The 4,907-nt window shown below is 34.7% G+C and carries 7 protein-coding genes; all 7 read left to right on the plus strand.

Annotated elements, in window-relative coordinates:
* Window positions 1–62 precede the first annotated feature (62 nt).
* The 7 genes from B2741_RS11430 to B2741_RS11460 all read left to right on the plus strand — a co-directional run bounded on the left by B2741_RS11430 (window position 63) and on the right by B2741_RS11460 (window position 4,830).
* Window positions 63–377: a hypothetical protein gene (locus B2741_RS11430; RefSeq protein ID WP_291138957.1), complete on the plus strand. Its 315-nt coding sequence runs from the start codon at window positions 63–65 to the stop codon at window positions 375–377.
* A gap of 167 nt (window positions 378–544) precedes the next feature.
* Window positions 545–991: a hypothetical protein gene (locus tag B2741_RS11435; RefSeq protein ID WP_291138959.1), complete on the plus strand. Its 447-nt coding sequence runs from the start codon at window positions 545–547 to the stop codon at window positions 989–991.
* Between the two features lie 294 nt (window positions 992–1,285).
* Complete coding sequence (locus B2741_RS11440; protein ID WP_291138961.1) at window positions 1,286–1,696, plus strand: hypothetical protein; 411 nt, start codon at window positions 1,286–1,288, stop codon at window positions 1,694–1,696.
* A 261-nt stretch (window positions 1,697–1,957) separates the two neighbouring features.
* Window positions 1,958–2,380: a hypothetical protein gene (locus tag B2741_RS11445; protein WP_291138963.1), complete on the plus strand. Its 423-nt coding sequence runs from the start codon at window positions 1,958–1,960 to the stop codon at window positions 2,378–2,380.
* 178 nt (window positions 2,381–2,558) lie between these two features.
* Window positions 2,559–3,005, plus strand: coding sequence for a hypothetical protein (locus B2741_RS11450; protein ID WP_291138965.1), 447 nt, complete (start codon window positions 2,559–2,561; stop codon window positions 3,003–3,005).
* 167 nt (window positions 3,006–3,172) lie between these two features.
* Complete coding sequence (locus B2741_RS11455) at window positions 3,173–3,886, plus strand: hypothetical protein (protein ID WP_291138967.1); 714 nt, start codon at window positions 3,173–3,175, stop codon at window positions 3,884–3,886.
* Between the two features lie 251 nt (window positions 3,887–4,137).
* Window positions 4,138–4,830, plus strand: coding sequence for a tetratricopeptide repeat protein (locus tag B2741_RS11460; RefSeq protein WP_291138969.1), 693 nt, complete (start codon window positions 4,138–4,140; stop codon window positions 4,828–4,830).
* Window positions 4,831–4,907: the final 77 nt, after the last annotated feature.

The raw sequence follows: 4,907 nt of genomic DNA on the forward strand, positions 1-4,907 counted from the left end.
CTTCACGTGTCCGCGAAACGTTAGGCGAAATCGCACCAGAAACGTAGAAATGCTCGAATCTTATGACAAAAGAAGAAATTGTTTCTTGGATTTTTTTAGCAATCGCGATTGCTTCCGAAATGAAGCCAACCGATTATGGTGGAATTTCTCAAATAGCAGACGGAATAAATCACGCTGTGCCAACGCATAAAGAAATACAAGTTTCTGTAAATTGGTTGCTGGTAAAAAATCTAATTCTAAAAAACGAGAATAAATACACTCTTTCTGAAGATGGAAAAAAGCTCTTTAATAAGGCTCAAGAAAAAAGTAGATTCTTAATGGGAATGTGGCAATTCTTAGAAACTGAAATTATAAATTTGAACAGCGAAATCGCCTAACAGCGCACAAGCGATCATTGCTGGTTTTCAGTAGCTTCGGCTCTATTTTCACGAATAAATTCTATCTTAGCGGAAAATACTCAGTTCCGCTTTGGTCGCAACGTCGCCTGTGCGCGGGACGTTATGCGTCATGCCTTGATAACTACACTTAAACTAAACAATAAACTATGGGATTACTTGATTTTTTAAAACCCAAGAATAATGGGGAATCTGAAGTAGAATATGACAAAGAATTGTTTGAAAGGACTGGAATGAAAGGAAAAGTACTTTATAGATCAAAACCTTTAAAGCATGTCTCTTATCTAAAAGAAATTAGTAAATATTCTGCCACAAAAAATGAAGTAGAATTAATAAAAGACGCAATCAATAAAAATGGCTTTTGGGAAGAAAGTTACGAATGGAGAATTTCAACAGTTATGTCTAGTAGAATTGAACCTAAAATCGAAAACGGTAGAAGTTTTTTTATTACAACTGTAAAATGTGAACAAGAAGTCATGATTCCCGCAGGAACAATTGAAAGAGCAATAATTTTTAAAAAACTTTATCAAGATTTTCAAATGGAGCTTTGGCATGAACAAGGTTGGGCATCATGGACAGAAAAAGGCAAGCCGTAAATGCAATCATTATATTGGCACGAACGCATAACAGCGCACAAGCGATCATTGCTGGTTTTCAGTGGCTTCGGCTCTATTTTCACGAATAAATTCTATCTTAGCGGAAACAACTCAGTTCGCTGGCTTCGCAACGTCGCCTGTGCGCGGGACGTTACCAGATATCGTTGAAAAACACAGGGCAAGGATCAACTAAATAGTTTTGAATAGGCAATAATATAATAATATAACCAAAAATTAACCTCGATTATTCGTCATAGCTTTTTCATTACATTTGACAGTCAAAGTTAGAATCTTATGAGAGAAGATGATTTTATCAACATGATCGTAAATAGTTTCAATTCAGAATTTAGAACTGTTGATGTTCACGCTTATGCTCGAAAAAATGGTTTCATCCCTATTGACATATTTACCGCTTTAAATGAGGCAAAGTCCTTGGGTTTAATAGAATTGAAAGACAATGATTTCAATACAATTAAATTAACTCCGTTTGGAGAGCGGGTAAAAAATGTAGGCGGTTGGTTTGAATATAGATTTCTTGATGAGAAAGAGCAAAAGAAAATCAGGAAGCCCAAAAAACCTAAAAAAGTAAAAGAGGTTAAAGTAATTGAATCTAAAGAATCAAAGACAAAAACTTATATAGTTGAAATCGTCGTGGCTGTTATAGCTGGCATTATTTTAATCTATCTCACAAAATATTTAGGTTAATTGGTTACACAGAGATATAATTATTTTTGAATAAATTACGACATCTGGTAACAGCCGCCATGACTAATTGCTGCATTCGTGTCGCCGGAAACTCCATTTTCCTTAACTTCGTTCACAGTAGCGGAAAATACTCTGCTATCTTGGCCGCAACTAGACATGGCGGCGAAACGTTAGCAGATATTTTACAACAACGCCGCGAATAGCTAAGTAATAATGACAAATATGAAATACATTATTTCCCTTTTTTTATTGACGATAGTGATGTCCTGTAACGAAAATAAAACTGAATTTTACTCTGCTCCACAATTTAGACGCGAAAGTTCTTATGAAAATCACAAAGATTATAATGACGTAATATTCGTTATTAATCCGCCTACAGATGACGAGAAACTATACAATTTGATGCGTAATTACAACGACGAAACAATTGCACACGATAGCGTAGAAAAAAAGTATACTTCTTATCATCGTATGTTTTTTAAAGAATCCTCGAAAACTCCTAGAACATTTATAGAAGATCCTGGTGGATTTTCTGTTGATATACTTGATGACCACGTTGAGGACTATTTAGCAACATATTCAATGCGCGCGTGTCCGAATAACCAAAAGATGGAATGGAGATTTTCCCAAAAGGGTAAGACGGAAAAATACGTCGTAAGGTCTGTACGAAATAAGTGTTATTGAGCAAAAAAACATCTGCTAACAGCGGTCACGAGAAATTGCTGGTTTTGAGCAGCTTTAGCTCTGTTTCCACGAATAAATTTTATCTTAGCGGAAAATACTCGTTTCACTTGCATCGCAACTTCGCGTGTCCGCGAAACGTTATGTGCCATTATCCCAAAACCGCAAACAAACCGTTAGAATGAATTTTTTTGAAATTAATTATGACAAAAATGAAAAGCTTACCACGTTTTTTAAAACTGAGAGCAATTTCGGGATTCTCTATTGCAAAGTTGTTGGTAAAATAGCCGAAGGTTCAAAAGGAAACGGCGAATGTGATTATTTGTTTGGAAAAGTATGTCAATACTTTTTTCAAGTAAATCCAATTGTGTTAGTTTTTGATTTTATCGAATTAGAATATCAGAGCGGAAATCGACTGGCCAAAACGATAGATTTGTTTTCTCAAATTGAAAGAGAAAAAAGCGATACTTGGCCGATCGTGGTAATTACCTCCGAGAATTGTGAAAATGGAATCGTTTCGTTACTCAAGACATTAACGAATAAAAACATCGAATTGACCAGAAGTTATCCCGACGCAATAGAATTGGCGAAAAAAAAGTTGGCGAGGTTTTTAGAACCTGAATTATAACGTCACATAACAGCGGTCACGAGAAATTGCTGGTTTTGAGTGGCTTCAGCTCTGCTTTCACGAATAAATTCTATCTTAGCGGAAACAACTCAGTCCGTTGGCTTCGCAACTTCGCGTGTCCGCGGAACGTTGGCAGTAATTATACCTCCTAACAACTAACCTTAAACATGAGAAATTTTATTGTCCTTTTATTATTGGTTTTTGCTAGCTGTCAGAACAAAAACAATATCGAAAAAAGTGGGCGAATAGAAATTGTTCCAACTTTTTGTAAATACAGAGATAATGGAATATTAAAAAAGGTGAAATGCAGGCTATTTAAAGATGGTGAAAAAGCAGTCGAGATTAAACTAACGGAAAAAAATCTGGTGCCAGGCGAAAGAAACATTGCTGTATCCGGTTTAGAATATGGTAAATATCACATTGAATACATAACTATTTATAATCAAAGAAACATTGTCAATTTTGAGCTTGGTAGACCTGAACTAAAAACAATAAAATTATGTGTTGACTATCTAGACTATAAATCAAACAACAATGTTCTTTCAATTGATGAGCTGAACATTGGCGAAACGATGAAAATTTATTTCCATCATCGCGGATGTTTCGATACTCAAGATGAAGTATTACTCTCGATTACTAAGACAAAAGATAAAACCTTAGCAGAATACAAAGGTTTAAAATATAATTTGACGAGTAATCAAATTAATATACTCAGAGAATTCGAAATAGAATTACGGAGCAATCACAGAGGCGCGTCTTCTTCCATAGATGACTATGTAATTACTAATAGTAAAGCTGACCAATATTATGTAACGGTCGACCAAAGTTTTGAATGGAATGGTTTTGAGAATTTAATTAAATCATTAAAAATTAAACCATAACTACTGCCAACACTTACTATGCGATCATTGCTGGTTTTCAGTGGCTTCAGCTCTATTTTCACGAATAAATTCTATCTTAGCGGAGAATACTCGTTCCGCTTTGAACGCAACGTCGCATAGTAAGGGAACGTTGTGCAACATTTATCAAAACTATGACTAAAAGACTACTACTACTGTTTCTATTATTGTTTTTGAATTCAAAATCATTTTCACAGTCAGATTATTTTCTGGGACAGCGTACCTACTGCGGTATGCCAAACCAAAGTGATTCCAGAGAGCTTTTCAAATTGGGAATCGATTGTATTAATCAAAATCTCTACATCGGAGCAGCAAATCAATTATTCCAAAAATTGATAAAGCAAGACTCGCTTTTTTGTGATGCTTATTTTTTCGCCGGCTATACATTTAGATTGAGTAATATGAATAAAGAGGCTTTTGCAATGTATTACATGGCTGATAGTCTTTCGCAAAATAAATCAATCGAATTCAAACAGAACCTAGCGATGATGAGCGTCTCAATAGGAAATATGAGATTTGCAAGAAAAAAATATTTGGAAATGACAAAATACTTCCCTGCCAGTCCTGAAGGATATTATGGAATTGCAATTACGAGTCCAGAAATTGGCGATCCAGATTTCGGCTTAGAGAATATTAATATAGCTGAAGAAAAATATTATGTAGAGAATAAAGATGTACAGTTTATAAAAGCTATACTATTAAATCTTAATGGGAAATACGAAGAGTCGATTAAATATTTCGAAAAAGTTCAATCAAAATTTTCTAAAGACGACTATTTCAATGGAAACTATGCGTTGAGTTTATATGAGTTAGCAATTCTAAACAATGACGAGAAGCAACTTAAAAAAGCAAAAAAACATTATAACAAAGTCAAAGATAAAAGCAATCTAACTGCTTATATTAAGTCAAAATTTGAAACGCCCTAAACGTCGCACAACAGCCGCCATGACTAATTGCTGTATTCGTGTCGCTGGAAACATCTATTTTCTTAACTTCGTTCACA

The organism is Flavobacterium sp. UBA7663, from assembly GCF_002483315.1.
GTDB lineage: Bacteria > Bacteroidota > Bacteroidia > Flavobacteriales > Flavobacteriaceae > Flavobacterium.

Bases quoted from the DNA above. Each gene is read 5' to 3' on its own strand.
- B2741_RS11430 (WP_291138957.1), top strand. From the start codon at position 63: ATGACAAAAGAAGAAATTGTTTCTTGGATTTTTTTAGCAATCGCGATT.
- B2741_RS11435 (WP_291138959.1), top strand. From the start codon at position 545: ATGGGATTACTTGATTTTTTAAAACCCAAGAATAATGGGGAATCTGAA.
- B2741_RS11440 (WP_291138961.1), top strand. From the start codon at position 1,286: ATGAGAGAAGATGATTTTATCAACATGATCGTAAATAGTTTCAATTCA.
- B2741_RS11445 (WP_291138963.1), top strand. From the start codon at position 1,958: ATGTCCTGTAACGAAAATAAAACTGAATTTTACTCTGCTCCACAATTT.
- B2741_RS11450 (WP_291138965.1), top strand. From the start codon at position 2,559: ATGAATTTTTTTGAAATTAATTATGACAAAAATGAAAAGCTTACCACG.
- B2741_RS11455 (WP_291138967.1), top strand. From the start codon at position 3,173: ATGAGAAATTTTATTGTCCTTTTATTATTGGTTTTTGCTAGCTGTCAG.
- B2741_RS11460 (WP_291138969.1), top strand. From the start codon at position 4,138: ATGCCAAACCAAAGTGATTCCAGAGAGCTTTTCAAATTGGGAATCGAT.